This is a genomic window from Streptomyces sp. NPDC037126 (genome assembly GCF_055605965.1).
On the sequence record NZ_JBVJTD010000012.1, the window covers coordinates 20,979 to 46,267 of the forward strand.

Annotated in this window: 22 protein-coding genes; 12 read left to right on the plus strand and 10 right to left on the minus strand. The window is 72.6% G+C overall.

Annotated features, from left to right (window positions below; genetic code table 11):
• Positions 1-52: 52 nt before the first annotated feature.
• From ACZ7FF_RS24935 to ACZ7FF_RS24945, 3 genes are all read left to right on the plus strand, one after another.
• A complete protein-coding gene (locus ACZ7FF_RS24935; RefSeq protein WP_470814490.1) occupies positions 53-1,171 on the plus strand; it encodes an LLM class flavin-dependent oxidoreductase in 1,119 nt (372 codons plus the stop codon).
• A 94-nt stretch (positions 1,172-1,265) separates the two neighbouring features.
• Positions 1,266-2,996 (plus strand): N-acyl-D-amino-acid deacylase family protein, encoded by a 1,731-nt coding sequence (locus ACZ7FF_RS24940; RefSeq protein ID WP_470814491.1) that lies wholly within the window; start codon positions 1,266-1,268, stop codon positions 2,994-2,996.
• Positions 2,993-4,444 (plus strand): aldehyde dehydrogenase family protein, encoded by a 1,452-nt coding sequence (locus ACZ7FF_RS24945; protein WP_470814492.1) that lies wholly within the window; start codon positions 2,993-2,995, stop codon positions 4,442-4,444. Before ACZ7FF_RS24940 ends, ACZ7FF_RS24945 begins: the two co-directional genes overlap by 4 nt.
• Positions 4,445-4,495: 51 nt before the next feature.
• Here ACZ7FF_RS24945 and ACZ7FF_RS24950 read toward each other — a convergent pair whose 3' ends face one another.
• The 4 genes from ACZ7FF_RS24950 to ACZ7FF_RS24965 form a co-directional block, all read right to left on the minus strand.
• On the minus strand, positions 4,496-5,389 hold the full coding sequence (locus tag ACZ7FF_RS24950) for a YwqG family protein (protein WP_470814493.1): 894 nt from the start codon (positions 5,387-5,389) through the stop codon (positions 4,496-4,498).
• Positions 5,390-5,423: 34 nt separating this feature from the next.
• Positions 5,424-5,816: a nitroreductase/quinone reductase family protein gene (locus tag ACZ7FF_RS24955; protein WP_470814494.1), complete on the minus strand. Its 393-nt coding sequence runs from the start codon at positions 5,814-5,816 to the stop codon at positions 5,424-5,426.
• A 149-nt stretch (positions 5,817-5,965) separates the two neighbouring features.
• Positions 5,966-6,517 carry a carotenoid oxygenase family protein gene (locus tag ACZ7FF_RS24960; protein ID WP_470814495.1) on the minus strand — a complete coding sequence of 184 codons (552 nt, stop codon included), beginning with the start codon at positions 6,515-6,517 and terminating at the stop codon, positions 5,966-5,968.
• Positions 6,514-7,083, minus strand: coding sequence for a hypothetical protein (locus tag ACZ7FF_RS24965; protein WP_470814496.1), 570 nt, complete (start codon positions 7,081-7,083; stop codon positions 6,514-6,516). The genes ACZ7FF_RS24960 and ACZ7FF_RS24965 overlap by 4 nt, the downstream gene beginning before the upstream one ends.
• A 115-nt stretch (positions 7,084-7,198) precedes the next feature.
• Here ACZ7FF_RS24965 and ACZ7FF_RS24970 point away from each other — a divergent pair, with 115 nt between their 5' ends.
• A complete protein-coding gene (locus ACZ7FF_RS24970) occupies positions 7,199-7,711 on the plus strand; it encodes a PadR family transcriptional regulator (RefSeq protein ID WP_470814497.1) in 513 nt (170 codons plus the stop codon).
• Here the strand turns inward: ACZ7FF_RS24970 and ACZ7FF_RS24975 are convergent.
• Positions 7,704-9,143, minus strand: coding sequence for a CehA/McbA family metallohydrolase (locus ACZ7FF_RS24975; protein WP_470814711.1), 1,440 nt, complete (start codon positions 9,141-9,143; stop codon positions 7,704-7,706). The two genes, ACZ7FF_RS24970 and ACZ7FF_RS24975, sit on opposite strands and share 8 nt — an antisense overlap.
• An 85-nt stretch (positions 9,144-9,228) precedes the next feature.
• On the opposite strand from ACZ7FF_RS24975, the gene ACZ7FF_RS24980 reads away from it, so the two are divergent.
• The 3 genes from ACZ7FF_RS24980 to ACZ7FF_RS24990 all read left to right on the plus strand — a co-directional run bounded on the left by ACZ7FF_RS24980 (position 9,229) and on the right by ACZ7FF_RS24990 (position 13,361).
• Entirely contained in the window at positions 9,229-10,074 is an 846-nt protein-coding gene (locus ACZ7FF_RS24980) for a TIGR03619 family F420-dependent LLM class oxidoreductase (RefSeq protein ID WP_470814498.1), read from the plus strand.
• Positions 10,075-10,152: 78 nt separating this feature from the next.
• The gene (locus ACZ7FF_RS24985) at positions 10,153-12,738 is read left to right on the plus strand and encodes a bifunctional FO biosynthesis protein CofGH (RefSeq protein WP_470814499.1); all 2,586 of its coding nucleotides are present in this window, start codon (positions 10,153-10,155) and stop codon (positions 12,736-12,738) included.
• 59 nt (positions 12,739-12,797) lie between these two features.
• Positions 12,798-13,361: a hypothetical protein gene (locus tag ACZ7FF_RS24990; protein ID WP_470814500.1), complete on the plus strand. Its 564-nt coding sequence runs from the start codon at positions 12,798-12,800 to the stop codon at positions 13,359-13,361.
• Here ACZ7FF_RS24990 and ACZ7FF_RS24995 read toward each other — a convergent pair.
• Together ACZ7FF_RS24995 and ACZ7FF_RS25000 are read right to left on the minus strand one after the other, a co-directional pair.
• Entirely contained in the window at positions 13,354-13,860 is a 507-nt protein-coding gene (locus ACZ7FF_RS24995; RefSeq protein ID WP_470814501.1) for a DUF2165 domain-containing protein, read from the minus strand. The genes ACZ7FF_RS24990 and ACZ7FF_RS24995 overlap by 8 nt on opposite strands.
• Before the next feature lie 220 nt (positions 13,861-14,080).
• Positions 14,081-14,638 (minus strand): alpha/beta fold hydrolase, encoded by a 558-nt coding sequence (locus tag ACZ7FF_RS25000; RefSeq protein ID WP_470814502.1) that lies wholly within the window; start codon positions 14,636-14,638, stop codon positions 14,081-14,083.
• Positions 14,639-14,710: 72 nt separating this feature from the next.
• Between ACZ7FF_RS25000 and ACZ7FF_RS25005 the strand changes: the two genes are divergently transcribed.
• Positions 14,711-15,826, plus strand: a complete 1,116-nt coding sequence (locus tag ACZ7FF_RS25005; RefSeq protein ID WP_470814503.1) for an ADP-ribosylglycohydrolase family protein — start codon at positions 14,711-14,713, stop codon at positions 15,824-15,826.
• Positions 15,827-16,218: 392 nt separating this feature from the next.
• On the opposite strand, the gene ACZ7FF_RS25010 is transcribed toward ACZ7FF_RS25005, so the two are convergent.
• On the minus strand, positions 16,219-17,007 hold the full coding sequence (locus tag ACZ7FF_RS25010) for an SDR family oxidoreductase (protein ID WP_470814504.1): 789 nt from the start codon (positions 17,005-17,007) through the stop codon (positions 16,219-16,221).
• Between the two features lie 79 nt (positions 17,008-17,086).
• Between ACZ7FF_RS25010 and ACZ7FF_RS25015 the strand changes: the two genes are divergently transcribed.
• Positions 17,087-17,932 carry a hypothetical protein gene (locus tag ACZ7FF_RS25015; protein ID WP_470814505.1) on the plus strand — a complete coding sequence of 282 codons (846 nt, stop codon included), beginning with the start codon at positions 17,087-17,089 and terminating at the stop codon, positions 17,930-17,932.
• A 4-nt stretch (positions 17,933-17,936) separates the two neighbouring features.
• Here ACZ7FF_RS25015 and ACZ7FF_RS25020 read toward each other — a convergent pair whose 3' ends face one another.
• Both ACZ7FF_RS25020 and ACZ7FF_RS25025 read right to left on the minus strand, forming a co-directional pair.
• Positions 17,937-19,841 carry an MFS transporter gene (locus ACZ7FF_RS25020; protein WP_470814506.1) on the minus strand — a complete coding sequence of 635 codons (1,905 nt, stop codon included), beginning with the start codon at positions 19,839-19,841 and terminating at the stop codon, positions 17,937-17,939.
• A gap of 197 nt (positions 19,842-20,038) precedes the next feature.
• Positions 20,039-22,714, minus strand: coding sequence for a D-alanyl-D-alanine carboxypeptidase (locus ACZ7FF_RS25025; RefSeq protein ID WP_470814507.1), 2,676 nt, complete (start codon positions 22,712-22,714; stop codon positions 20,039-20,041).
• Between the two features lie 196 nt (positions 22,715-22,910).
• On the opposite strand from ACZ7FF_RS25025, the gene ACZ7FF_RS25030 reads away from it, so the two are divergent.
• The 3 genes from ACZ7FF_RS25030 to ACZ7FF_RS25040 all read left to right on the plus strand — a co-directional run bounded on the left by ACZ7FF_RS25030 (position 22,911) and on the right by ACZ7FF_RS25040 (position 25,158).
• Positions 22,911-23,666 carry a GOLPH3/VPS74 family protein gene (locus ACZ7FF_RS25030; RefSeq protein WP_470814508.1) on the plus strand — a complete coding sequence of 252 codons (756 nt, stop codon included), beginning with the start codon at positions 22,911-22,913 and terminating at the stop codon, positions 23,664-23,666.
• A 253-nt stretch (positions 23,667-23,919) separates the two neighbouring features.
• Positions 23,920-24,777 (plus strand): helix-turn-helix domain-containing protein, encoded by an 858-nt coding sequence (locus tag ACZ7FF_RS25035; protein ID WP_470814509.1) that lies wholly within the window; start codon positions 23,920-23,922, stop codon positions 24,775-24,777.
• A 189-nt stretch (positions 24,778-24,966) separates the two neighbouring features.
• Positions 24,967-25,158, plus strand: coding sequence for a DUF397 domain-containing protein (locus tag ACZ7FF_RS25040; RefSeq protein ID WP_365177347.1), 192 nt, complete (start codon positions 24,967-24,969; stop codon positions 25,156-25,158).
• The last annotated feature ends 131 nt before the right edge of the window (positions 25,159-25,289 follow it).

Genomic DNA, 25,289 nt, shown 5'->3' on the forward strand with positions numbered 1-25,289 from the left:
CGACAGACTGGATCTGACACAACGTCAGAAAATCACGGGACGGTGAACCGCCGTGGAATTCGGGCTCTTTGTACAGGGATACGTGGGCAAGCGCGCCGAGACCGACCCGCTCGCCGAGCACAAGGCGCTGATGGAGGAGACCGAGTACGTCATCCAGGCGGACAAGTCCGGCTTCAAGTACGCCTGGGCCTCCGAGCACCACTTCCTGGAGGAGTACTCCCACCTGTCCGCCAACGACGTCTTCCTCGGCTACCTCGCGCACGCGACGGAGCGCATCCACCTCGGCTCCGGGATCTTCAACCCGCTCGCCCAGGTCAACCACCCGGTGAAGGTCGCCGAGAAGGTCGCCATGCTCGACCACCTCAGCGAGGGCCGCTTCGAGTTCGGCAGCGGCCGGGGCGCCGGCAGCCACGAGATCCTCGGCTTCCTGCCCGGCATCACCGACATGAACCACACCAAGGAGATCTGGGAGGAGACGATCGCCGAGTTCCCGAAGATGTGGCTCCAGGACGAGTACACCGGCTTCCAGGGCAAGCACTGGCAGCTGCCGCCGCGCAAGGTCCTGCCGAAGCCGTACGGGAAGTCGCACCCGGCGATGTGGTACGCGGCCGGTTCCCCGCCGTCGTACGCCATGGCCGCGAAGAAGGGCCTCGGCGTGCTCGGCTTCAGCATCCAGAAGGTCTCCGACATGGAGTGGGTGCTGGAGCAGTACAAGACGGCCGTCGTGGACGCCGAGCCCGTCGGGGACTTCGTGAACGACAACGTGATGGTGACGACCACCGCGATCTGCGCGCCGACGCACGCGGAGGCGATCGAGATCGCGGTGAACGGCGGACTGCACTACCTGCCCTCGCTGGTCTTCCGCTACCACGACACCTTCCCCCGGCCGGAGGGGTTCCCCGAGTGGCCGGAGACGCTGCCCGAGTACACCCCCGAGTTCGTGGAGCTGCTCATCGAGGAGGAGCTGCTGATCTGCGGCGACCCGGACGAGGTGACGCGGCAGTGCAAGCGGTGGGAGCAGGCGGGCGCCGACCAGCTGTGCTTCGGGCTGCCGGTGGGCGTGCCGAAGGACCGGACGCTGCAGACGATCCGGCTGATCGGGGAGCGGGTGATCCCGGAGATCGACACGGATCCGGTCCACCGGACCACGCGCTTCCGGGCCGCCGTGTGAGGGCCGTCGCGGGACGTGGGTGCGTCGCGGCTCGCCGCGCGGTTCCCCGCGCCCCTTCAGGTCGGACCCCGCGCCGGAGTTGAGAGGGAGCCCCATGTTCGATCACGTCATCAAGGGTGCGACGGTCGTCGACGGCACCGGCGGCCCCGCCCGCACCGCCGACGTCGGCATGCGCGACGGCCGTGTCGCCGCCGTCGGCGAGGTCACCGGGGAGGCCCGCACCACCGAGGACGCCTCCGGGCTCGTCCTCGCCCCCGGGTTCGTCGACCCCCACACCCACTACGACGCCCAGCTGTTCTGGGACCCCTACGCGACACCCTCGCTGAACCACGGGGTGACCACCGTCGCCGCCGGGAACTGCGGGTTCACGCTCGCGCCCCTCAACCCCGCCCGCCCGGGGGACGCCGACTACACCCGTCGCATGATGTCCAGGGTCGAGGGCATGTCGCTGGTCGCCCTGGAGGAGGGGGCGCCCTGGAGCTGGAACGGCTTCGGGGAGTACCTGGACGCCCTGGAGGGCCGCATCGCCGTCAACGCCGGCTTCATGGTCGGGCACTGCGCCCTGCGCCGGTACGTGATGGGGCCCGACGCGACCGGCGGACAGCCGGACCGGGAGCAGCTGGACGCGATCGTCCGGCTGGCGCACGAGGCCATGGACGCGGGGGCCTGGGGCTTCTCCACCACCCAGTCCACCACCCACTCCGACGGCGACGGCCGGCCGGTCGCCTCCCGGCACGCGGCGCCCGCCGAACTGCTCGCGCTGTCCCGGGCCGTCGGCGAGCACGAGGGGACGCAGATCGAGGCGATCGTCGCCGGCTGCCTCGACCAGTTCGCCGACGCCGAGATCGAGCTGCTCGCCGAGATGAGCGCGGCGGCCGGGCGGCCCCTGAACTGGAACGTGCTCACCGTCGACGCGGCCGTGCCCGAGCGGGTGCCCCGGCAGCTGCTGGCGAGCGAGCGGGCGCGCAAGGCGGGCGGCCGGGTCGTCGCGCTCACCATGCCGATCCTCACCCCGATGAACATGTCGCTCGGCACCTTCTGCGCGCTGAACCTCATCCCCGGGTGGGGGCCGGTGCTCGGGCTGCCGGTACCGGAGCGGATCGCCCGGCTCCGTGACCCGGACGTGCGCGCCGGGATGCTGCGCCGGGCCCGCTCCAAGGAGGCCGGCGTCTTCCGGCGGCTCGCCGACTTCGGCCGGTACGTCATCGGCGACACCTACAGCGAGGCCAACGCCGGGCTGACCGGGCGGGTGGTCCGGGACATCGCCGAGGAGCGCGGGCAGGACCCGTTCCACTGCCTGGTGGAGATCTGCGCGGCCGACGGACTGCGCACGGTGCTGTGGCCGATGCCCACCGACAACGACCCCGCCTCCTGGGCGCTGCGCGCCGAGACCTGGCAGCACGAGGACGTGCTGCTCGGCGGGTCCGACGCCGGGGCGCACCTGGACCGGATGTGCGGGGCGCCGTACACCACCCGGTTCATCGGGGACTGTCTGCGCGGGCGCAGGCTGCTGGGCCTGGAGCAGGCCGTGAAGATGCTGACCGACGACCCCGCGCGGCTCTTCGGACTGCGCGAGCGGGGCCGGATCGCCGAGGGCTGGCACGCCGACCTCGTGCTCTTCGACCCGGAGCGCATCGACGCCGGCCAGGCGAGGCTGGTGCACGACCTGCCGGGGGACAGCCCGCGGCTGGACTCCCGGGCCCTCGGGATCCGGGCCGTGTGGGTCAACGGCGTCGAGGCCATCCGGGACGACGTGGTGAGCGGGGCCGCGCCCGGGCGGGTGCTGCGCTCGGGGCGGGACACGGGGACGGTGAGCACCCGGTGAGCGACGGGCAGCGGCTGTTCGTCGGCGGCGTCTGGACCGAGCCCGACGGCGGGCACTACGAGGTCGTCGACCCGGCGACCGAGGAGAGCGTCGGCCGGGCCCCGGAGGCCTCCGCCGAGCAGGTCCGGGCCGCCTGCGCGGCCGCCCGGGAGGCCTTCGGCGCCTGGTCGCGGACACCGGCGGCGGAACGGGCGGCGGTGCTCGGCCGGGCCGCCGACCTCGTCCGCGCCCGCCTCGGGGAGCACGCCGACCTGGCGCGGGCGGAGACCGGGGCGACCACCGGGACCGCCCGGGCGATGCAGGTGGGCGTGGCCGCCGCCCGGTTCCGACGGTACGCGGCCGTGGAGCCCGCCGAATGGGCGATCCCGCCGCAGATCAACGAGGCCGGGCCGATGGGGCGGGCCGGGGTGATGGGCGCGCTTGCCGTGCGCCAGCCGGTGGGCGTGGTCGCCTGCGTCACGTCGTACAACAACCCCTGGGCCAACGCGGCGGGCAAGGTCGCCCCGGCGCTGGCGATGGGCAACACGGTGGTCGTGAAGCCCGCGCCCCAGGACCCGCTGTCCGTCTACCGGATGGCCGAGGCGCTGGAGGCGGCCGGGGCGCCGCCGGGCGTGGTGAACGTCGTCTCCGGGCGGGACGTCGGCGTGGGCGAGGCCGCCGTGGCGTCCCCGGACGTCGACATGGTGAGCTTCACCGGGTCGACGGCCGTCGGGCAGCGCATCGGCGAGGTCTGCGGGCGGGGCATGAAACGCCAGCTGATGGAGCTGGGCGGCAAGGGCGCGGCCCTGGTCCTCGACGACGCCGACCTCGCCTCGGCCGTCGCCGGCATCGGCACCACCTTCTCCTTCTACAGCGGCCAGATCTGCACGGCGCCGACGCGGGTGCTGGCCCAGCGGGCGGTGTACGAGCGGCTCGTGGAGCGGCTGGCCGGGTACGCGGGGCGCCTGAAGGTGGGGGATCCGCGGGATCCGGACACGGTCGTCGGACCGGTGATCTCCGCCGAGCACCGGGCGCGTGTGGAGGCGTACGTCGAAGTGGGCCGCAAGGAGGGCGCGACGGTGGTCGCGGGCGGCGAACGCCCGTCCCTGGAGCGGGGGTTCTACGTGGCCCCGACCCTCCTCGCCGACTGCACCAACGACATGCGGGTGGCCCGCGAGGAGATCTTCGGCCCGGTGGTCACGGTGATCCCCTTCGACGAGGAGGACGAGGGCGTGGCCCTCGCCAACGACTCCGACTACGGCCTCATCGACTACGTCTGGTCCGGCGACGTGGCCCGCGCCTTCCGGGTGGCCCGGCGGCTGCGGGCCGGCGGGGTCGGCGTCAACACCGTCGGGCGCAACATGGAGGCCCCGTTCGGCGGCTTCGGGAAGAGCGGCGTCGGCCGTGACGTGGGCGTGTACGCCCTGCACGCCTACAGCGAGGTGCAGGCCCTCGTCTGGCCGGGCTGAGCGGGCCCGGGCCGGGCAGGCCCTGGCCGGGCGGGCGAGGCGGCCCCGGCGTCACTGGGTGAAGAACGACACCGGATGCCGGGGATCGGCCGAGCAGGCGTACACGCCCGCGTGGCCGCCCCGGCCGACCACCATGCCGGCCGGCTCGCGGGCCGCGTCCCACTCCTCGCCGCCCGGCTCCAGGTGCCGTTCCTCCAGGGGCTGGAAGCGGTGCGGCGCGCCGTCCGGGCCCCAGCCGCCGAGCGCGTACTCGTACGTGTCGCACTGGAGGAACAGCTCCAGCGGCGCCCCGCACTCCCCGCAGTCCAGCGCCCGGGGCATGTCCGTGACCGGCCAGCTCATGGCGCCGCCCAGCTTCCAGCCCGGGATCACCGACACGTCGTCGGACAGGTTCCGCTCGTCCAGCCAGGCCTCGAAGCGCTCCGCAAGTCCCGCGGGCAGCTCCTCGTGCCAGGGGTACTCGGTCAGCCGCTCCGGGTGCAGCACACAGGCGCGCGGGATCATGTCCCAGCCGTAGTCCCAGTGCTCCTCGGGGTCCGGCTGGACGGTGAGCGGATCGGTCACGTCGGCCGCCCCGCGCCAGACCAGCCGGCAGGCCTGGCCCCAGCCGTCCGGATGCGGCTGGTCGTGCCACTCGGGACACCACAGCAGCTGGACGAGGTCGGTGCCCGGCGGGAAGGGCAGCTCGGGGAAGTCCGCCGCCGTGAACTGGGCCACCGCGACCAGCGGACACGGCTCCTCGGGACGGCCGTTGACGTCCTTGTGGCCGGCGCACTCCGGCCACGGCTCGGCCGCCGGCCACCACAGCGGGCCGCCGAGGTGGCTGTCGCGCGGGCCGGGCGTGCCGCGCCGCGGGTGCAGCCGCACCGTCGTGCGCGCGTGGGGCGCCAACTCCGGGAAGTCGCGGGCGGGTTCGACGGCCGGGGGCGCGGTGGTGAGCTTCACGCGCGCAGTGTCGCAGACCCGCCCGGGCGGCCCCTCACCGCTCCAGGTCGACCCGTACCGTCAGCAGGTCCGTGCCGAGCACCCGCACCGCCGTGCTGTTGAGGCGGGGCAGGGAGCGCAGCCGGGCGACCGGGTCGTCGTCGGGCAGGAGGCGGGCGGTGCCGCGGTACCAGCGGCCGGCGACACGGACGCGGACGCGCGGGTCGGCCTGGATGTTGCGCACGTACTGGGACCGCGGGCCGAACTCCGACACGAGCCAGAAGGCGTCCCCGACCCGGCGGCCGCCCACCGGGGTCCGCCGGGGCAGCCCGGAGGTGCGGCCGGTGGTCTCCAGGAGCGTCTGGAACGGCAGGTGCCTGATCAGCGGATTGGCGAGGTGCCGCTGGAAGCGGGTCACGATGCGGTGCTTGCGGTCTGCGCCTGACATGTCTCCTGCTCTCTCCCGGTGCGACGCCCGCCGCGGCCCACGCGCCCGCCGCGCGGAGAGCCCCCGCGGTGCGAACGGGCGGGCACCCGACGCGGGTCAGCCTCCCCCGCGATCGGGATCCCCCGCAAACGGGGGAGGCGGAGGGGCTCCTAGCCGTCCCGGTCGGCGAGCCGATTGCCGTGGAAGCCGAAGGGCACCCGGGCCGGGAGGTGCACGGTGGCGACCGGGGGCGCGGCGAGGTCGCCGGCGTCCAGGACGACGAGGTCGCTGCGGTCGGTGGCGGCGTCGTGCACGTACGTCAGCAGCCGGCCCGGGCCGCCCGGGGTCTCGTCGGCGGGGGCGAACGCCGCCTCCCCGGAGGTGCGGCCGGCGTGCCGGACGACGTGGGTGTCGGCCGGTCCGGCGGCGAGGTCCCGGTCGCCCCGGTCGCCGTACGGCGGCGCCTGGTCGGTGAACCGGGTGGTACGCACCCAGCGGTTGCGGTAGGAGGCGGCGCGTCCGCCCTCCATGCGGACGCCGTGGACCATGCCGTCGCCGAAGAACCAGTGTCCTGAGGCGGCGTCGGCCGGGTTCGGGCCGTTGCGCAGGTACCAGCCGGTCAGCTCCGGCGGGACCGTGCCGGTCACCGGCAGGTCGTGCGCGGTGAGTTCCTCGGCGACCGGGGCGTGGTTCCCGGTGAGGTGCCTGGGCGCGGTGGTCATCGGGCCACCTGCCCGGCGGCGCGGGCCTTCGCCTGGACGCGGGCGACGTAGCGGACGGTGAAGACCATCGGCACCACGAAGCCGGCGATCTGGACGACGGTGGCGGGTGTCGCGTGGGCGCCGCCGGTGTGGTCCAGCAGCGCGAGGGCGACGGCGCTCACGGCGAAGGCGGCGGTCCAGACGGCGGTGATGATCACGTTGGTCCGGATGAACGGCTTCAGGCCCCAGTACTCGCGCGGTGTCGTCCGCTTGGCGATGCCCAGGGTGAACGGCCGCCCGATGGCCAGCGAGACGCCGGCGATGACGGCGAGGGTGCCGGAGGAGAGGGCCGCGGAGTAGTCGTGCACGCCGGAGTGCGGGTCGGCGAAGGCGATCGCGGTGAGGGCCGCGAAGAAGACCGCCGAACCGGCCTCGATGATCAGCGCGTCGAAGCCGGCGCCGCCCCGCCTCTCCTGGGCGATGATCCCCACGGACAGCACCAGGGCGGCGAGGGCGCCCCACTGCCAGTCACCCGAGGGGATGACGGCGAAGACGATCCACGGCAAGAACGAGCGCAGGTACGACACGGGGTCCCCCGAAGGTGTGGTCTGGTCTGGGCCGGGCGTCGAGTTCCTGTCTCGACATGTCAAAAGTAGAAGGTGGTGTCGTGACATGTCAACTGTGGAATGTAGAGTGGAGGGCATGAGCCTCAGACACGCACTGCTCGGCCTGCTGTCCGAGCGTTCCGCCAGCGGCTACGACCTGCTGAAGACGTTCGACACCTCGCTGGCCAACGTCTGGCCCGCCACCCAGAGCCAGATCTACACCGAGCTGACCAAGCTGGCGGGCTCCGGGCTGATCACGGTGAGCGCCGAGGGGCCGCGCGGACGCAAGGAGTACGCGCTCACCGACGAGGGCATGGACGAGCTGCGCCACTGGCTGACCGAGACCAGGCCCCAGCGCAACACCCGCAGCGACATCCTGCTGCGCGTCTTCTTCCTCGGCGTGCTGCGGCCCGAGCAGGCGCGCGCGTACCTGACCGGGCTGATCGAGATGTCCCGGGAGGGGCACGAGCAGCTGCGGCAGCTCACCGACGCCGTCGACTGGGACGACGACAACCTCGCCGTCTACGGCCGGATCGCCCTGGAGTACGGCCTGCGCTTCAACGCGATGCGCCAGGAGTGGGCCGAGTGGGCCGCGGAACAGATCAAGTAGCCCCGAGGAAGACCGGATTGGTGAACGCGGCCATCGCGCCGGGCACCGGGCCGAGCGCCGTCTCGTGCCGCAACTCGGCCCGGACGTAAGCCGCGTAGGCCGCCGTCGTGCGCCACTCGGCGGCGCCCGTGCCCGACACCGGCAGCGGGTCGCCGGTGAACAGCACGCCCTGGTCGGTCACGAAGCGGACCGAGCAGCGCGGGCCGCCCTCGACCTCCAGCCGGACGGTCACCGGGGTACCGGAGTCCACCGCGAGCCGCTCGCCGATGCCGGCCCGCCCGCCGCCCTCGGCGCTCGCCGTGAAGGACAGGGAGACGTGCCGGGACTCGGCGACGTAGGACCGGCCGGCCCGCAGGCCCGCCAGGACCGCCTCCCGGGTCAGGTCCTCGGCCAGGACGACGGTCTGCGGCAGGCCGACCGCGTCCGGGTCCCGGTGGGCGTCGGAGTCGCCCATGGCGGGCAGCCACCCCCGCTCCCCGCGCACCGAGGCGACGAGCTGCGCGTCCCACGCGGCCAGCGTCACCTCGTCGTCCGGGGTCCAGGGCCCGTTCCACACCTCGACCGCGTCCGCCTCCAGGTACCCGGACTTCCAGGCGCAGCCCACGCAGGTGGCGTGCGGATGCGCCGGTACGACCAGGCCGCCGGCCTCGCGGATCCGCCGGGCGAACCGGGCCCACTGGTGGTCCCGGGCCCGGTAGCGCCAGTCCACGAAGGTGCCCGGGTCGGTGCCGACGGCCAGCACGTGGCCGTTCCTGGTGGTGACCTCCTCGCCGAGCAGCACCAGCAGGTCCTCGCCCGCCGCGTCCGCCCAGTGCGGGTGCGCGGAACTGGTGTTGTGCTCCGAGCTGTTGATGAAGTCCAGCCCGGCCGCCCGGGCCAGCGCCGCGATCTCGCCCGGGGTGCGGCGGCCGTCGGAGTGCCAGGAGTGCAGATGGCAGTCGCCCCGGTACCAGGCCCGGCCCCGCCCCCGGGCCCGCGGCGGCGGATACACCGGCGCCGGGGTCTCGCCGGGCTCCCCCGGTGTCAGCGTGACCGTCAGCTCGTACGACAGCCCCTGCGGCGCCACCGTGTACGGGCCGAGCGCGACGTGCCAGGTGCCGGGGTTCAGCGGGCCGGGCAGGTACCCGGGCGTCGCGTCGTCGGCGCGTACGAAGAACTCCGTGCGCGCGCCCCCCGACCAGCCCCGGAAACCCCGGCCGCCCAGCTCGGTGCCGCGCTCGTCGAACAGCCCGATGTCGAGGGCGTTGCCGGCGGTGCCGGGCGGCACGGCGGGCCTGTCGTAGGTGTAGGAGACCTTCAGTCCGGCGGTTCCCGCCGGTACTTCGACGGGTACGTAGACGTAGTCCGGAGAGCCCGGAGGCAGTGTGCCGCGGATGGTCGTCACGCCCCCCACGGTAGGCGTCCCGGAGCGGCGCCGGGAACCGCGACACAGGCCACACCCGGCCGTCGGCACCCCCCTGTGCACCGGAATCCCGGTCGGCGTGGACAGTTGGACCCGCCGCCGCTACAGATGGCCCATGCGCATCGCCGTCACGATCTTCCTCACCGACGAGACCGTCACCCCCGTGCGTCTCGCCCGCGAACTCGAACAGCGCGGCTACGCCGGGCTCTACCTGCCCGAACACACCCACATCCCGGTCGAGCGGACCACGCCGTACCCACTCGGCGGCGACCTGCCGCCCGAGTACGGCCGCACCCTCGACCCCTTCGTCGCCCTCGGCCAGGCCGCCGCCGTCACCGAGCGGCTCGCGCTCGGCACCGGTGTCACGCTGGTCGCCCAGCACGACCCGATCGCCCTGGCCAAGCAGATCGCCACCCTGGACCACCTCTCCGGCGGCCGCCTCACCCTCGGCCTCGGCTACGGCTGGAACGTCGAGGAGGCCGCCGACCACGGGGTCAGGTGGCGCACCCGGCGGGAACTGGTCCGCGACCGGGTGCGCCTGATGCAGGCGCTGTGGGCCGGGGAACCGACCGCCTACGAAGGCGGGTTCGCCCGTGTGCGGGCCAGCTTCGCCCACCCCAAGCCGGTGCGGAAGCCGCGGGGGCCGGTGGCCGGTCCGCGCACCCTCGTCGGCGGTGCCGCCGGGCCGAAACTGTTCGCGCACATCGCCGAGTTCGCCGACGGCTGGCTGCCGATCGGCGGCCGGGGCCTCGGTGAGTCCCTGCCCGCGCTGCGATCCGTCTGGGCGGACGCCGGCCGCGACCCGGCCGCCCTCCAGGTGGTCCCGTACGCCGTCCTGCCCAGCCCCGGCAAGCTCGCCCACTACGCCGAACTGGGCATCGAGGAGACGGTGGTGCAGCTGCCGTCGGCCGGGGAGCGGGAGGTGCTGCGGACGCTGGACGAGTACGCCGCGTACCTGTAGCCGGACCCGTCCGGCCCGCGCACCGCACGCCCCCCCTGGCCCCGCCGGAGCGCCGGAGTCCCTACGTATGCTCAGAGGATGACGACTTCCGCGACCTCCGGAACCGGCCCGACCGAGAACTCCATGCGTCGCGCCCTCAAACGTGCCAGGGACGGCGTCGCCCTCGACGTCGCCGAGGCGGCGGTGCTGCTCCAGGCCCGCGGCGAGGCCCTGACCGACCTCGCCGCGTCCGCCGCGCGGGTGCGGGACGCCGGCCTGGAGGCGGCGGGCAGGCCCGGTGTCATCACCTACTCGAAGAGCGTCTTCGTCCCCCTCACCCGGCTGTGCCGGGACAAGTGCCACTACTGCACCTTCGTCACCGTCCCGGGCAAGCTGCGCCGCGCCGGGCACGGGATGTTCATGTCCCCGGACGAGGTCCTGGACATCGCCCGCAAGGGCGCCGCCCTCGGCTGCAAGGAAGCCCTGATCACCCTCGGCGACAAGCCCGAGGACCGCTGGCCCGAGGCGCGCGAGTGGCTGGACGCGCACGGCTACGACGACACCATCGCCTACGTCCGCGCCGTCTCCATCCGCATCCTGGAGGAGACGGGCCTGCTGCCCCACCTCAACCCGGGCGTGATGACGTGGACGGACTTCCAGCGGCTGAAGCCCGTGGCGCCCAGCATGGGCATGATGCTGGAGACGACCGCGACCCGCCTGTGGTCCGAGCCGGGCGGCCCGCACCACGGCTCCCCGGACAAGGAACCGGCCGTCCGGCTCAGGGTGTTGGAGGACGCGGGCCGCTCCTCGGTCCCCTTCACCTCCGGCCTGCTGATGGGCATCGGCGAGACGTACGAGGAGCGCGCGGAGTCCCTGTTCGCCCTGCGCAAGGTCTCCCGGGCCTACCACGGCATCCAGGAGCTGATCGTCCAGAACTTCCGCGCCAAACCGGACACGGCGATGCGCGGCATGCCGGACGCCGAACTCGACGACCTGGTCGCCACGGTGGCCGTCGCCCGGCACATCATGGGCCCGAGCGCCTGCCTCCAGGCCCCGCCGAACCTGGTCGACTCCGAGTACGAGCGGCTGATCGGCGCCGGCATCGACGACTGGGGCGGGGTGTCGCCCCTGACCATCGACCACGTCAACCCCGAACGCCCCTGGCCGCAGATCGAGGAGCTGGCGGCGAGGTCCGCGGCGGCCGGCTTCCGGTTGCGGGAACGCCTCTGTGTCTACCCGGAGTTCGTGACGCGCGGTGAGCCGTGGCTGGACCCGCGGCTGCGCCCGCACGTGAGCGCGCTGGCCGACCCGGACACGGGCCTCGCCCTCCCGGACGCGGCCGTCGAGGGCCGCCCGTGGCAGGAGCCGGAGGAGGCCTTCGTGCCGAGCGGCCGCACCGACCTGCACCGCACGATCGACACCGACGGCCGCAGCGCCGACCGGCGCGACGACTTCGACGAGGTGTACGGCGACTGGGAGGCCCTGCGCGAGGCGGCCGTCCCCGGCATGGCTCCGGAGCGCATCGACACCGACGTCCGCCAGGCACTGCGCACGGCGGCCGACGACCCCACCCGGCTGACCGACGCCGAGGCCCTCGCCCTGCTGCACGCGGACGGCCCGGCGCTGGACGCGCTGTGCCGGGTGGCCGACGACGTGCGCCGCTCGGTGGTCGGCGACGACGTGACGTACATCGTCACCCGCAACATCAACTTCACCAACGTCTGCTACACCGGCTGCCGCTTCTGCGCCTTCGCCCAGCGCAGGACCGACGCCGACGCGTACACGCTCTCCCTGGAGCAGGTGGCCGACCGCGCCCAGCAGGCGTGGGACGTGGGCGCGGTGGAGGTGTGCATGCAGGGCGGCATCCACCCCGACCTGCCCGGCACGGCCTACTTCGACATCGCGAGGGCGGTCAAGGAACGCGTCCCCGGCATGCACGTCCACGCCTTCTCGCCGATGGAGGTGGTGAACGGCGCCACCCGCACCGGCATGTCGGTCCGCGAGTGGCTGTCGGCCGCCAAGGAGGCCGGCCTGGACACCATCCCCGGTACGGCGGCCGAGATCCTGGACGACGAGGTCCGCTGGGTGCTGACCAAGGGCAAGCTGCCCGCGGCCACCTGGATCGAGGTGGTCAAGGCGGCCCACGAGCTGGGCATCCGCTCGTCCTCCACGATGATGTACGGCCATGTCGACCAGCCCCGCCACTGGCTCGGCCATCTGCGCACGCTCGCCGGCATCCAGCGCGAGACCGGCGGCTTCACGGAGTTCGTGACGCTCCCGTTCATCCACACCAACGCGCCGGTGTACCTGGCGGGCATCGCCCGGCCCGGCCCGTCCGTGCGGGACAACAGGGCGGTGACGGCGATGGCCCGACTGCTGCTGCACCCTTACATCACGAACATCCAGACGAGCTGGGTCAAACTGGGCACCGAGGGGGCGGCGGAGATGCTCCGCTCCGGCGCGAACGACCTGGGCGGCACCCTCATGGAGGAGACGATCTCGCGCATGGCGGGGTCCTCCTACGGCTCCTACAAGTCCGTACGGGACCTGGTGGCGGTGGCGGAGGCGGCAGGCCGCCCGGCGAAACCCCGCACCACGACCTACGGCGAGGTCCCCGAGGAGCGGCGGCGCGCGGCCGAGGAGTCCGACGGGCACCTGCCGGATCTGCTGCCCGTGCTGGACTGAGTACGATGATCCGACCCCCGGCCCGAGACGGGGCCCCGTAGCGGAGGAGATGCGTACCCGTGGCTGCCGGACTGCCCTCGTGGGCCTGGGTCACCGGACTGACGGTGGGGGCGACCGCGGCCGTCGTCTTCCTCGCCGTACAGGCGGACCACGGGTCGCATCCCGCGGCCGCCGTGGCGAAGCCCAGCGCCTCGGCGTCGGCGGGCGCGCACGCGACCGCGACACCGAAGGCGCCGGCCGCGCCCGCCCTGCCGGACGCGTCCGGCACGGGCCGGCGGGTCGTGTACTCGCTCGGCGAGAAGCGCGTGTGGCTGGTCGACGCGACCGGCAGGGCGTCCCGCACGTTCACGGTGTGGCCGGGCACGGTGAGCCCGCAGCCCGGCCGCTACTCGGTCACGCTGCGCACGCAGTCCCTGAAGGGCTCGGACGGCGTCGAGATCGAGCACGTCATGTACTTCACCAAGGTCGACGGCGTGAACATAGCCTTCTCCAACGCCCTCGACGGCGCCTCGCCGCCCCCGGCCAACGGCCAGAAGCTGGGCGGCATACGCATGCACAAGGAGGACGGCGCCGCGCTGTGGGGCTTCGGTGACACGAACACGCGGGTGACGGTCGTCAGATAGCGTCGTCGCGCCGGGCCGGCAGCTGGTTGACGATCAGCGCCACCCCGCTGAGCAGGAAGACCCGGGTCGCCGCGTCCAGTCCGTTCCACGTCTTCGACTGCCACATCGCGAACCACTCACCGCCGATCGCGATGAACCCGGCGCCGAAGAGCAGCACCAGCATCAGCAGGCCGTAGGTGGACCAGCGCCGGGCGGACTCGTCCCTGCGCCGCGCCCAGAGGCAGGTCCCCCAGATCAGTACCAGGGCCGCCACCGTCTCCCAGGCGATGATCGCCACGTAGGCGGTGTCCTGCAGGCCGGTTCCGGTGATGGCCCGCCACATCAGGTCGTGGTCCTGGAACGTCGTGTCCATCGCCAGTACGTGCCGCACGAACTGCTGGTTGGTCCCGAAGTCCGTGATGTTCCCGAGGGCGACCAGGGCGATGTAGAGGGCGAGTATGCCGGTCAGCACACCGGCGGCGAGTCTGAGGCTCGAGTGACGCGTGGGGGTGGTGTTCATGGCCGAATTCTCCCCGACGAACTCGGCCTTCCTGCATGCGCATTGAGCCAGAATCCGTCGGCTACCGCGTCACCACCGGCCGCACCCCGGTCAGCAGCAGGCCCCAGGAAGAGGTCCGGGTGGCGGAAGGCCGCGAAGTGGCTCGCCCCCGGGACGAGCGCGAAGCCCTTCACCGGGGCGGTGACCGCCTCGTGGAAGCGGCGGGCCGGCTCCGGCGGGGTCAGCACGTCGCTGTCGCCCTGGAAGACGAGAAGGGGAGGCGGAAGTCGGTGCCCTCCGCGTACTCGTCGATGGACGTCGCCTGGGGGCCCAGCTGCTCCGAGAAGGCCTGCGCCTTCAGGTACGAACGCAGGTCGCGCAGGGTGTGCGCGGGCGAGAACCACAGGGAGCGGACGATCACCGTCTTCATGGTGTCGTAGGTCAGCGGGTCGGTCGTGACCACGGTCTTCGCGTACTGCGCCCACTCGTGCGCCGACCAGGAGGTCCGGTCCGGACCCAGGGCCGTCATCCGCGCCAGCTGCTTCTTCCTGCCCGCCTTCGCGAGGCGGCCCAGCAGCGCCTCGTGGGCGGAGGCGTCCCCGCCGCCCACGATGTTCTGGTCCGTGCCGACGTACGCCGAGTACAGCTCCGGGTGGTTGCGGGCCAGCCGGAGGCCCACGACGGTGCCGAAGCTGTTGGCGAGGAGGACGACCTTGCCCACGCCGAGGCGGGCGCGGACGTGGGCCGTGACCTCCAGGGGAGGTGGGCGGAAATGACCGCTGGATGATGGTTTGCCCATCTGAACGGCCCGTTCCTGGTCGATTACAGTGCTGAACGTCGTACGGGCGGACGGTGCCGTGAGGAGGTCACGATGAGTGCGACAGCCGGCCCCGTCTGGGGCCGTGCCGAGCAGCAGGACTTCCGCAGCAGGGTGCGCGGCACCCTCCTCGGGTCCGCCGTCGGCGACGCGCTGGGCGGTCCGGCCGACCCGCTGTCCCTGGAGGAGATCCGCGCCGCGTACGGCCCGGAGGGGCTTCTCGACCTGGCCTTCGGGCAGGGGAGGCGCGGCACGGTCACCCACCACACCCAGCTGACCCTGTTCACCGTGGACGGGCTGATCCGGGCCCAGGTGCGCCGCGACACCGGCGCCTGGCACCCGCCCACCGATCTGCACCGCGCCTATCTGCGGTGGGCGGCCACCCAGCGGGACTGGGGCCCGGACGAACGCCGCAAGGACGACGGCTGGCTGGCCCGCGAGGAGTGGCTCTACGCCCGCCGCGACCCGAGCCGGGCGCTGCTCGCCGGGTTCGGCGACGAGACCATGGGCACGCTGGAGACCCCGAAGAACCCGGGAGAGCTGGGGCCGGAGGCCGTCGCCCGCTCGGCGCCCTTCGGGCTGCTCGTCGGCTGGGAGCCGCAGCTCGTCATCCAGCTGGCGGTGGAGTGCGCCGCCCAGACCCACGGGCATCCCATCGCCTATCTGTCGGCGGGCGCGTACGCCGTGATCGTGCACGGCCTGGCCCGCGGGGAGAGCCTCGACGGCGCGGTGCAGCGGGCCCTCGCCCTGCTCGCCGCCCGTCCCGGCCACCAGCCCGTCTCCGACGCCCTGCAGCACGCCCTCGGCGCGGTGCGGCAGGGGATGCCCGGCCCCTCGCGGGTGGAGGAGCTGGCCGGGGACGGCACGGCGGACGGGCTGCTGGCCGCCTCCGTGTACTGCGCGCTGGTGGGGGAGGACGTGCGGCACGGGCTGTGCCTGGCGGTGAACCAGAGCGGCCCTTCGGCCGCGGCCGGCGCCCTCACCGGGGGCCTGCTCGGCGCCCTGCACGGCGAGACGGCCCTCCCCCCGGCCTGGCTGGCCGAACTGGAGGGCCGCCCCACGGTCCTGGAACTGGCCGACGACTTCTCGATGGAGATGACCCAGGGCCCCGCCCTGCACGGCCCGGCCGGCTCGTCGCCGGGCTGGCTGGCGAGGTACCCACGGGCCTGAGCCCCGCACGGAGCGCGGGGAACCGCGCGAACCCGACTCCGGCGGGGCCCCTACGGCGCTCCCACCAGGTCGTCCCCGGCACCGGAAGGCGCCGGCACGGCCGCCGCGGCGTCCCGTGGTGCGAGATGCCGGAGAGCCGCCAGGGCATCCGGCCGCCGGCCGTGAAGAAGTCGGAGACGTCGTCCACGCGCCTGTGCGACCAGACGCCGATCGCGACCATCACACCGAAGTAGCCGACGCGTACGGCCCAGTCGAGACTGTTCATGTGCCCGATCGTGGGTCTGCGTACATGAACACGACAAGCGACCGCTAGGTCAAGTCACGGTAAAGATGTTCGCCTGGATGACCACCGTTCATCGATGTGAACCACTCGGCGAGTGGGCCGAGTTCGGTCAGCGCATCAGCTCACCCGCGTTGACCAGCAAGGACTGCCCGGTGACGGCCCGCGCCCGGTCCGAGCACAGGAACACCGCCGCGTCCGCCACGTCCCCGTCGGTGGCCAGCTCCGGCAACGCCATCCGCTCGGTCAGCCGCGCCAGCACCTCGGCCTCCGGCACCCCCTCCGTCTGGGCGGTGAACCGCACGTACGCCTGCACCGGCGGCCCCCACATCCAGCCCGGCAGCACCGTGTTGACGCGCACCCGGTACGGCCCGAGCTCCCGCGCCAGCGAGTACATCGCGCTGGTCAGCGCCCCCTTCGAGGCCGCGTACGCCGCCTGCCGCACCTGCGAGGGCGCGGCGACGGCCGACTGGGTCCCGACGAACACCACCGAACCGCCACCGCCCTCCTTCAGTGCCGGCAGACAGGCCCGGGTCATCCGCAGGGTCCCGAGCAGGTTCACGTCGACGACCGACTGCCAGGTCGCGAAGTCCGCGTCCTCGATTCCACCGAAGTACGAGTCCCAGGCCGCCACGTGCACCACGGCGTCGATCCCGCCGAACCGCTCCCGCGCCAGCGCGGCGAGCCGCTCGCACTGCCCCTCGTCGGTGATGTCCGTCGCCCGGTAGGCGGTGCGCCCGCCCCGCGGGTCGATCTCGGCCGCGCTCTTGGCGAGGTTCTCCTCGGTGCGCGCCCCGAGCACCGCGTTCCCGCCGTCCTTCACGACGGCCGCCGCGACCTGGTGGCCGAGCCCGGCCCCGACCCCCGAGACGACCACGGTCCTGCCGGTGAGCAACGACATCGGTGCCTCCCTGGTATGGCGCTTCATCTGACGGGGCGTCAGAGTATGGGCGACCGCAGGAGGACGGAAGGGGAGCCGCATGAGCGAGGACACCCACAGCGAGCGGTACACCGAACTGGCCGCCGTCGGCCCGTACGGCGTCCGCCCCGGCCACGCCCTGATCACCATGGTCGAGCCGCATCCCGGCCACGAGTACGCGTACAACCGTTGGTACGAGGACGACCACTACTACGCCGGCGCCATGGCCATGCCCTGGATGTACGCGGGCCGCCGCTGGGTCGCGACCCGCGAGCTGCAGCTCCTGCGCTACCCGGAGAAGTCGGCCGTCGCCCAGCCGGTCACCACCGGCTGCTACCTCTCCACGTACTGGATCACCGCCGGCCGCTACGGCGACCACATGAGGTGGACGGTCGCCATCAACCGGCGCCTGAACCGGGACGCCCGCGTCTACCAGGACCGCACCCACGTCTTCACGGCCTTCCAGGACCACGAGACCACGGTCTACCGGGACGGCGCCGCGGGCCCGAGGGACTTCCACGCCCTGGACCACCCGTACACCGGGCTGGTCCTGCAAGTGATCGACGCCGACTCCCCGCAGCAGCGGGCCGAGCTGCTGGAGTGGCTGGCCGCCCGGCACCTGCCCCGCCGCCTCGCGGGCTCCCCGGCGGCCATGGTCACGGTCTTCCGGCCCACGCCCCTGCCCGGCGACCGCATGACCTACGTCAAGCAGGTGGAGGGCGTGGACACCCGGGTCACCCTGCTGTGGTTCCTGGAGGCGGACCCGCGGGAGTGCTGGGAGCCGCACTTCACGGGGCTGGACGCGGACGTCTCGGGCTCGGGGCTGGGCCGGGTGGAGCTGGTGGCGCCGTTCGTCCCGACGGTACCGGGCACGGACCGGTACGTCACCGAACTGCGCGGGACCTGAGCCCTCACTTCAGCTCGTCGGGGCACGGCGTTCCGCGGGGCAGCTGGTACGGCGCGGCCAGCCGGTACGTGCCCGACTTCGGGGCGAGCAGCACCGTCCACTTGTCCCCGTCCGTGTCCTCCTGCGTGGGCATGAGGCACCCGTTGACGTTCCGGTACTTCTTCGGCGCACCGGACGAAGCGGACGGGACCGGCTGCGGCGGCTTCAGGCTCTTGCCGTGCTCGTCGACGACGCTCAGCCACGGCGAGTACGGGATCCGGATCAGGATCCGCCCGGCCCGGCGCACGTCCAGCGTCATCTCGCCCTGATCGGCCCGGTCCACCACGGCGTCGGGTTCGGCCAGCGGCGTCGGGTCGGTGACCCTGAACAGCTGCCAGTTGGCGTCGCCCCAGACCTGCGTCAGATACGGCATCCCGCGCCGGAGCAGCTCCCGCTCCCGCTCGCCGCCGTCCCCGTCCGGGTTGTCCCTGGGCAGGACGACGAAGTGCACGGCCCACCGCTGGAGCCACTCGTGGTAGTTCGCCGAGTTGAGCGTGTCGTCGTAGAAGAGCGGGTTGCGCTCCATGTCGGCCTGCCGGTTCCAGCCGCGCGCCAGGTTGACGTACGGCGCCAGCGCCGAGGCCTCTCGGTGCGAACGCGCCGGGACCACCTCGACGCGGCCCTTCTCGGCGCCGGCCTTCTGCAACTGGTTGACCAGCGGGGCCAGCTCACGGGCCCAGGAGGCGGCCGGGGTCGTGTGGATGATGTCGTCCACCGACTTGAAGCCGATCCAGCCGACGAAGCCCAGGAACGCCACCACGGTCGCGTACCACCGGCGCGACTTCGGCGTGCTGAACGGCAGCGCCGCGATCAGGGTCGCACCCGCGAACAGCATCGGCAGCCGGGAGATGTTCGACCCGATCTGGGAGTTGATCAGCCAGACCAGGACGACGCCGACGCTGTAGACGGCCGCCGTGAGCCGGACGGTCACCCACTCCCTGGGCACCAGGTAGAAGCACAGCAGCCCGTACGCCAGCGGCAGTATCACCGAGCCGATCGTCATCGGCTGGGTGCCGGAGAACGGGAAGAGGAAGTACGAGGCGGCGACGACCACCGTCGGGGCGAGCCCCAGCGCCCAGGCTCCCGGCCGCCGCTTCTGCAGGAACAACGCGACCGCCACCAGGCCCACGAACAGTCCCGAGACGGGGGAGGCCATGGTGGACAGCCCGGCCAGCGGCGCGGCCACCGCCGCCTTGGCCCAGCGTTTGTGCCGCCACCGGTACGGCCAGCAGAACACGGCCGCGACCGCGCCGAGCGCGAACATCGTGCCGAGCCCGAAGGTCACCCGACCCGAGATCGCGTTGCACAGGAACGCGAGGACACCGGCGAGGGACGCCCACAGGGGGTTGCGCACCGCCCGGCTGCGGATCAGGACCAGGGTGAGCAGGCCCGCCGACACCGTTCCGGCGATCATCATCGTCGTACGGACGCCGAGGACGGCCATCAGGTACGGCGACACCACGCTGTACGACACCGGGTGCATGCCCCCGTACCAGGCGAGGTTGTACGCCGAGTCCGGGTGCCGGCCGACGAACTCGGCCCAGGCGTCCTGCGCCGCGAGATCGCCGCCACTGTTCGCGAACGTGAAGAACCAGAGGATGTGCAGGACGCCCGCGAGCGCGGTGAACGACAGCACGGGGTGCACGAGCACCCGCCGCCGCAGGGGCTCGGCGGCGGTGAGGAGACGCGCGAGGGTGCCGGTCCCGTCCGACTCCGCGCGGGCGGCACGGCTGTCACGGCCGTCACGGCTGTCGTGATGACCGTCCGTACCGTCCGTACCGCCGGTGTCAGCCGCGGACAGGCGTATTCGCGGGCCGGATCCCGGGCCCGGTTCGGTGTCGTCGGCGCGTGTCGGCTCCGCTGTGGCCACCTGAAGGCACTCCCCGTGTCCCGTCTTCTGTTCTCGGCCGCGTCCCTCGGTGTTCCCGGCCGTTTCCCGTACAGTTCGCGGCCCTGTCCCGTGACCGGCGACCTGCCCCGATTCGTGACGCTAGCACGCACCCCGCCACAGGGCTCCCGGGCGGGGCGCCGTGGGCGGGGTGCGTGGAGGGGGCGGGAGCGGTGCGATCAGCCCAGCCGCGTGAGCTTCGCGGCGAAGCCGGGCTTGGCCAGATCCTTCTCCAGGGCCACCGGAACGCTCACGGCACCGGCCGAACCGTCACCCACGGTGAGCGTGCCGACCTTGGTGCCGGCCTTCGCGATGTGCGGCACCGCGTCGGGGGCGAAGGACAGCTTCACCTTCAGACCGGACCAGCCGGCCGCCGTGACGTCCTTGGTGGCCACCACCGGGGTGCGGCCGCCGAGGCCGTCGTCCACGTACCCGACGACATCGCCCTGCTTCAGGATCGTCGCCGGCTTCAGCGCGGCCTGACCGGCGCGGATCAGCTTGTCCGCGGCGTTCAGCGCCCCCGTGAGGATGGAGTGGTCGGAGGGGTCGGCGGGCTGGCGGATCACGGCGCCGACGACGGTCCGGGTCTCGCTGCCCACCTGCTGCTTCGCCGCGAAGACGAGGTTGCCGAGGGCGGAGGTGGTGGTGCCGGTCTTGATGCCGACGACGTTGTTGTGGCCGACCAGGTGGTTCCAGTTGGAGTGGTAGGCCCCCTTGTAGTCGTTGTACGACATCATCGCCGCGACCTCGCGGAAGGCGGGCAGGGTCATCGCGGCCTTGGCCAGCTTCACCTGGTCCACGGCCGTGCTGACGGTGGTGTTCGTCAGACCGGAGGGGTCGGTGTACGTGGTGTTCGTCATGCCGAGGTCCTTGGCGGTGGTGTTCATCTTCGCCACGAACGCCTTCTCCGAGCCCTCGTCCCAGCGGGCCAGCAGCCGGGCGATGTTGTTGGCGGAGGCGATGAGGATGCTCTCCAGCGCCTCGCGCTGGGTGATCGAGTCACCGGCGGTGACGTGGACCGTGGACTCCTGACCCGCGTCCGACTGCTGCTCGGCGGTCTTGTCGATCTTTATCTTGGGGCCGGCGGCGCCGCTCGCCAGCGGGTGGTCGTGCAGGATGATGTACGCCGTCATGACCTTGGCGACGCTCGCGATCGGCACGGGCTTCTGGTCGCCGGAGGAGCCGAAGGTGCCGATGCCCTGGACGTCGAGAGCGGCCTGCCCCTGGGACGGCCACGGGATGTCCACCTTGCCGCCGGCGAAGGTGTACGAGTCCTTCGCGGTGAGGCCGAGGGTGGGCTGGGGGAGCGGACGGAACGTCTGCACGACCGCGAAGACGATCACCAGGAGCAGGACCAGAGGGGTCCAGATCTTGACCCGGCGCACGATCGTGCGGACCGGGGTCTGCGGGGGCGGGGGCGTGTTCGTCAGCTCCGCCAGCAGGTCCAGCGGCGGCTTCGGGGGCAGGGGCTGCTGGGTGGTGCGCTCGGGGCCGACCTGGGGGACGGCGGCGGTGACGTCCGGGGGCGTCGGCGCCGGCTTCATGTCGTTCTTGAGCGCGACGAACCTGCTCGTGCGCTCGGGGTCCGACTCGGGGGCCTCGGGAGCCTTGGGGGCCTTGGGAGTGCCGAGCTTGAGCATGGTCGTGGGCTGGTCGACCTGCGGCGCCTTGGGGCGGAGGGCCTTGAAGACGGTGGTCGGCTGATCGACCCCCGCCTCGGCTCCGTCGTCGGCGTCGTCGTCCCCATCCGCACCACTCGTGCTGGTCTCGTCGTGGGGTGCGGGTGGCCCCTGCGGGTCCTCCTCGCCGTCGGCGGCCTCCGGCTCGTCACCGTCCGCCCCTGCCTCGGCGCCGAATTCACCGGCCCCGACAACCTTGTCCGCACCGGCCTTCGCGCCCGCGTCCGCCTTGGAACGGGCGTCGGCCTTCGCGTCGGCGTCGGCGTCGCCTTCGGCGTCCGCGTCGCCTTCGGCGTCCGCGTCCGCCTTGGAACCGGCGTCGGCCTTGGCGTCCGCGTCGGCCTTCGAGCCGGCGTCGGCCTTCGCGTCGGCACCGGTCTCGGCGTCCGCGTCCGCGTCAGTCTTCGAGTCGGCGTCAGTCCTCGCGTCGGCATCGGCCTTGGCGTCAGCGCTCGCGTCGGCCTTCGCGCCCGCGCCGGTCTTGGCGTCAGTGTCGGCGTCCGTCTTCGCGCCCGCGCCGGTCCCGGTGTCCGCGTCGGTCTCGGCCTCGGCCTCCGCGCCCTGCGCCGAGCCCGCGTCGGACTCGGCGTCAGTGCTCGCGTCCGACTTCACGTCGGCGTCGGCCTTCGAGTCGGCGTCGGCCTTGGGTTCCGCCTTCGCGTCCGCGTCGTTCGTCGCGGCCGCCTCGGTGCTCGCATCGCCCTCCGGCTCGGCGTCTGCCCCGGCCGTCTCGTCCGCGTCCGCACCCGCCTTGGAGTCCGCGCCGCTCTCCGCGTCGGCCTTCGTGTCCGCGGCGTTCTCGGCGTCGGCGTCAGCCTTGGGCGTCGCGTCCTCCACCGGCTCCTCGGGGTCGGCGTCCTCGGACTGTTCCGTCGGCGCCGTCTTCTTTGCAGTCGCGTCGGCTCCGCGGACCCAGGCCGAGACGGCCTTGCGGAGGGCGGTGTCCTCGTCCGGGGTGTCGGAGCCGCCGTCGGCCCGGTCCCCGCCGTCCGCCGGCTTCTCGGCGTCCCGCATGGAGAGGATCTTCGTCGCGGTGTCCACGCCGCCCGGGGAATCCTTTTCGCGGGACACCGCGAGCCGCGGATCACGCGCCTCGGGAACCGAACCCCCGCTCCCCGACGTCGGTTCCGCCGACGACTCGCGCTGCTTCGACTTGTCGGGGGACTCGCCCGCCACCGATGCCTCCTCCATGCGCCGCACGCCCACGCGCGCGCCCTGTCCGAACCATGTACCAGTGTCCTGTGTGAGGGCTTGCCCCTCGCGAAAGACGAGAACGACATACCTACCGGTTCCCTTACGAACCGGTCACGCGCCCTCGACAGACCAATGTGAGAGGGGTCACCCTGTCATTCATCCACGCGGGGAGGCATGGATGGGCAGGAGCCGCAGAACAATTCCGGAGGAGCTTCTGCTGCTCGCACTGGACCCGGCCACGGGTACCACTGCGCAGCCGCAGTCGCTCGACCTCGGTCTGGCCGGAGCGCAGCTAGTGGAGCTGGCGCTGGCCGGACGGATAGCCCCAGACGGGGATCGTATCGCCGTGGTGGTGCCACGGCCCACAGGAGATCCAACACTGGACTGCGCGTTGGAGTTGCTGCGAAGGCGTGGCGCTCCCGTGCGGGCCGTCCACTGGATCGGCGGACCCCGGCTGGGGCTGCGCCAGATCTACCTCTCGCATCTGGAGCGGTGCGGCATGGTCGCCGCGGTGCCGGGACAGATGTGCGGGGTGCTGCCGACGACGCGGTACCAGGCGACGGACACCGCCATCAGCCGGGAGATCCGTTCCCGGCTGGACTCCGCGATCCGCACCGGCGTACCGCCGGACCCGCGGACCGCGGCGCTCGCCGCCCTGGCGCACGCCGTCGGGCTCGGCAAGCACCTGTACCCGGGCAACGAGGGCAGGTCCTCGCGGTCCCGGCTGCGGGACCTGATCCGGCACGATCCTATGGGCGGGCTCGTCGCGCACGCCGTCATGGACGTGCAGAACGGCGCGGTCGCGCAGCCGCGCCGCGGCCCGGCCGCGGCCGGCCGGCAGCCCGCGCCCGGAGGCCGGCCCGCCGCCGAACCCGCGCGCGGTGTGCCGATGCAGCCGCGCCGTGGCTCCATGGCGCGCGCCGTGGCCCACTGAGTCACAACGCCGGTCCCCACGGAACCGGTTCGGGAGCCGCTGGTCCGAGCGGTGCGGTGAGACCCCGTCGGTCTCACCGCACCGCTCGACTGCGTCCGGAACGCGCTCTCGGGTGGCGCGTTCCGGCGAACTGACGCGTACGCGCCGCATATCCACCATTTCCCAGCGGTAGAAAGCACCTTGGTGGCAGTCTGCTGAACAGCAGATACGGAAAGTGTTAAGCAACAGGCAGGCAGCCGGAGGTGCACGTCCCGTGGCGTCCAATGTCAATCCCACCGTCAGGCGGCGCCGGCTGGGCCAGGAGCTGCGCAGGCTCCGCGAGCTCAAGGGCATGACGGCCGAGGAAGTGGCCGAGCGGCTGCTCGTGTCGCAGTCGAAGATCAGCCGCCTGGAGAACGGCCGGCGGAGCATCAGCCAGCGCGACGTGCGCGACCTGTGCGGAGTCTACGAGGTCGAGGACCAGCGGATCGTCGACTCGCTGATGGAGATGGCCCGGGACTCGCGGCAGCAGGGGTGGTGGCACACCTTCGGCGACATCCCGTACAGCGTGTACATCGGCCTGGAGACCGACGCCGAGTCGCTGCGGGTGTACGAACCCCAGCTGGTCACCGGACTGTTGCAGACCCGCGCCTACGCCGAGGCTCTGGTGCAGGGCGCGTTGCCCGAGACGTCCACCGCGGAGATCGAGAAGCGCGTCCAGGTGCGCATGCGCCGACAGGAACGTATCACCGCGGGCCACAACCCGCTCCGGCTGTGGGTCGTGCTGGACGAGGCGGCGCTGCGCCGGGAGGTGGGCAGCAAGCTGGTGATGCGGGAGCAGTTGGAGCACCTGATCGAGATGTCCCAGCTGCCGCACGTCACCGTCCAGGTGCTGCCGTTCGAAGTGGGTGCGCACCCGGGGCTCAACGGCCAGTACGCGATCCTGGAGTTCGCCGACGCGGCCGACTCCAGCGTGGTCTACCTGGAGGGCGTGACCAGCGACCTCTATCTGGAGAAGGCCCAGGACGTGCAGAAGTACGCCGTGATGTACGAGCATCTGCGGGCGCAGTCCCTCAATGTGGAAGCTTCCCGGCAATTCATCGACAGAGTGGCGAAAGACTACGCGGAATGAGCATTCGACACAGAGGGCGCGCGATCGTACACCGTGGGTGCGCTCCCGTGGAAGTCCCATCTGGAATATGCCATCCGGTTGAGTGAACGGCTACTCCGGCGGGGGCGGTTGCCCGGTAGCGTCGATCACGCCAATCAGACGACAAGGTTGGCGTGAACCGCACTACCGCAACTCGCAACAGGAGTGGACATGGCACTGATTCAGGGCGCTTCGGAGACGTGGATGAAGTCTTCCTATTCCGCGGGCAACGGCGCCTGCGTCGAGGTCAAGTCGCCCACCGCCGCCGAACTCGCCGTCCGCGACTCCAAGGTCACCGAGGGCCCCGTCCTGGCCTTCCCCGCCGGCGCGTGGAACGCCTTCGTGGCCTCGGTCAAGGCGTAAGGGGTTCTCCCCCGCCCCTCGTCCGCCTGACCGTCGGACGACCGCGGACCACCCGTCCGACGACAACTGCACAAGCACCGCCAGAAGAGCCCTCTCGACCAGACGCCGTCCTTGCCGAGAGGGCTCGGCCG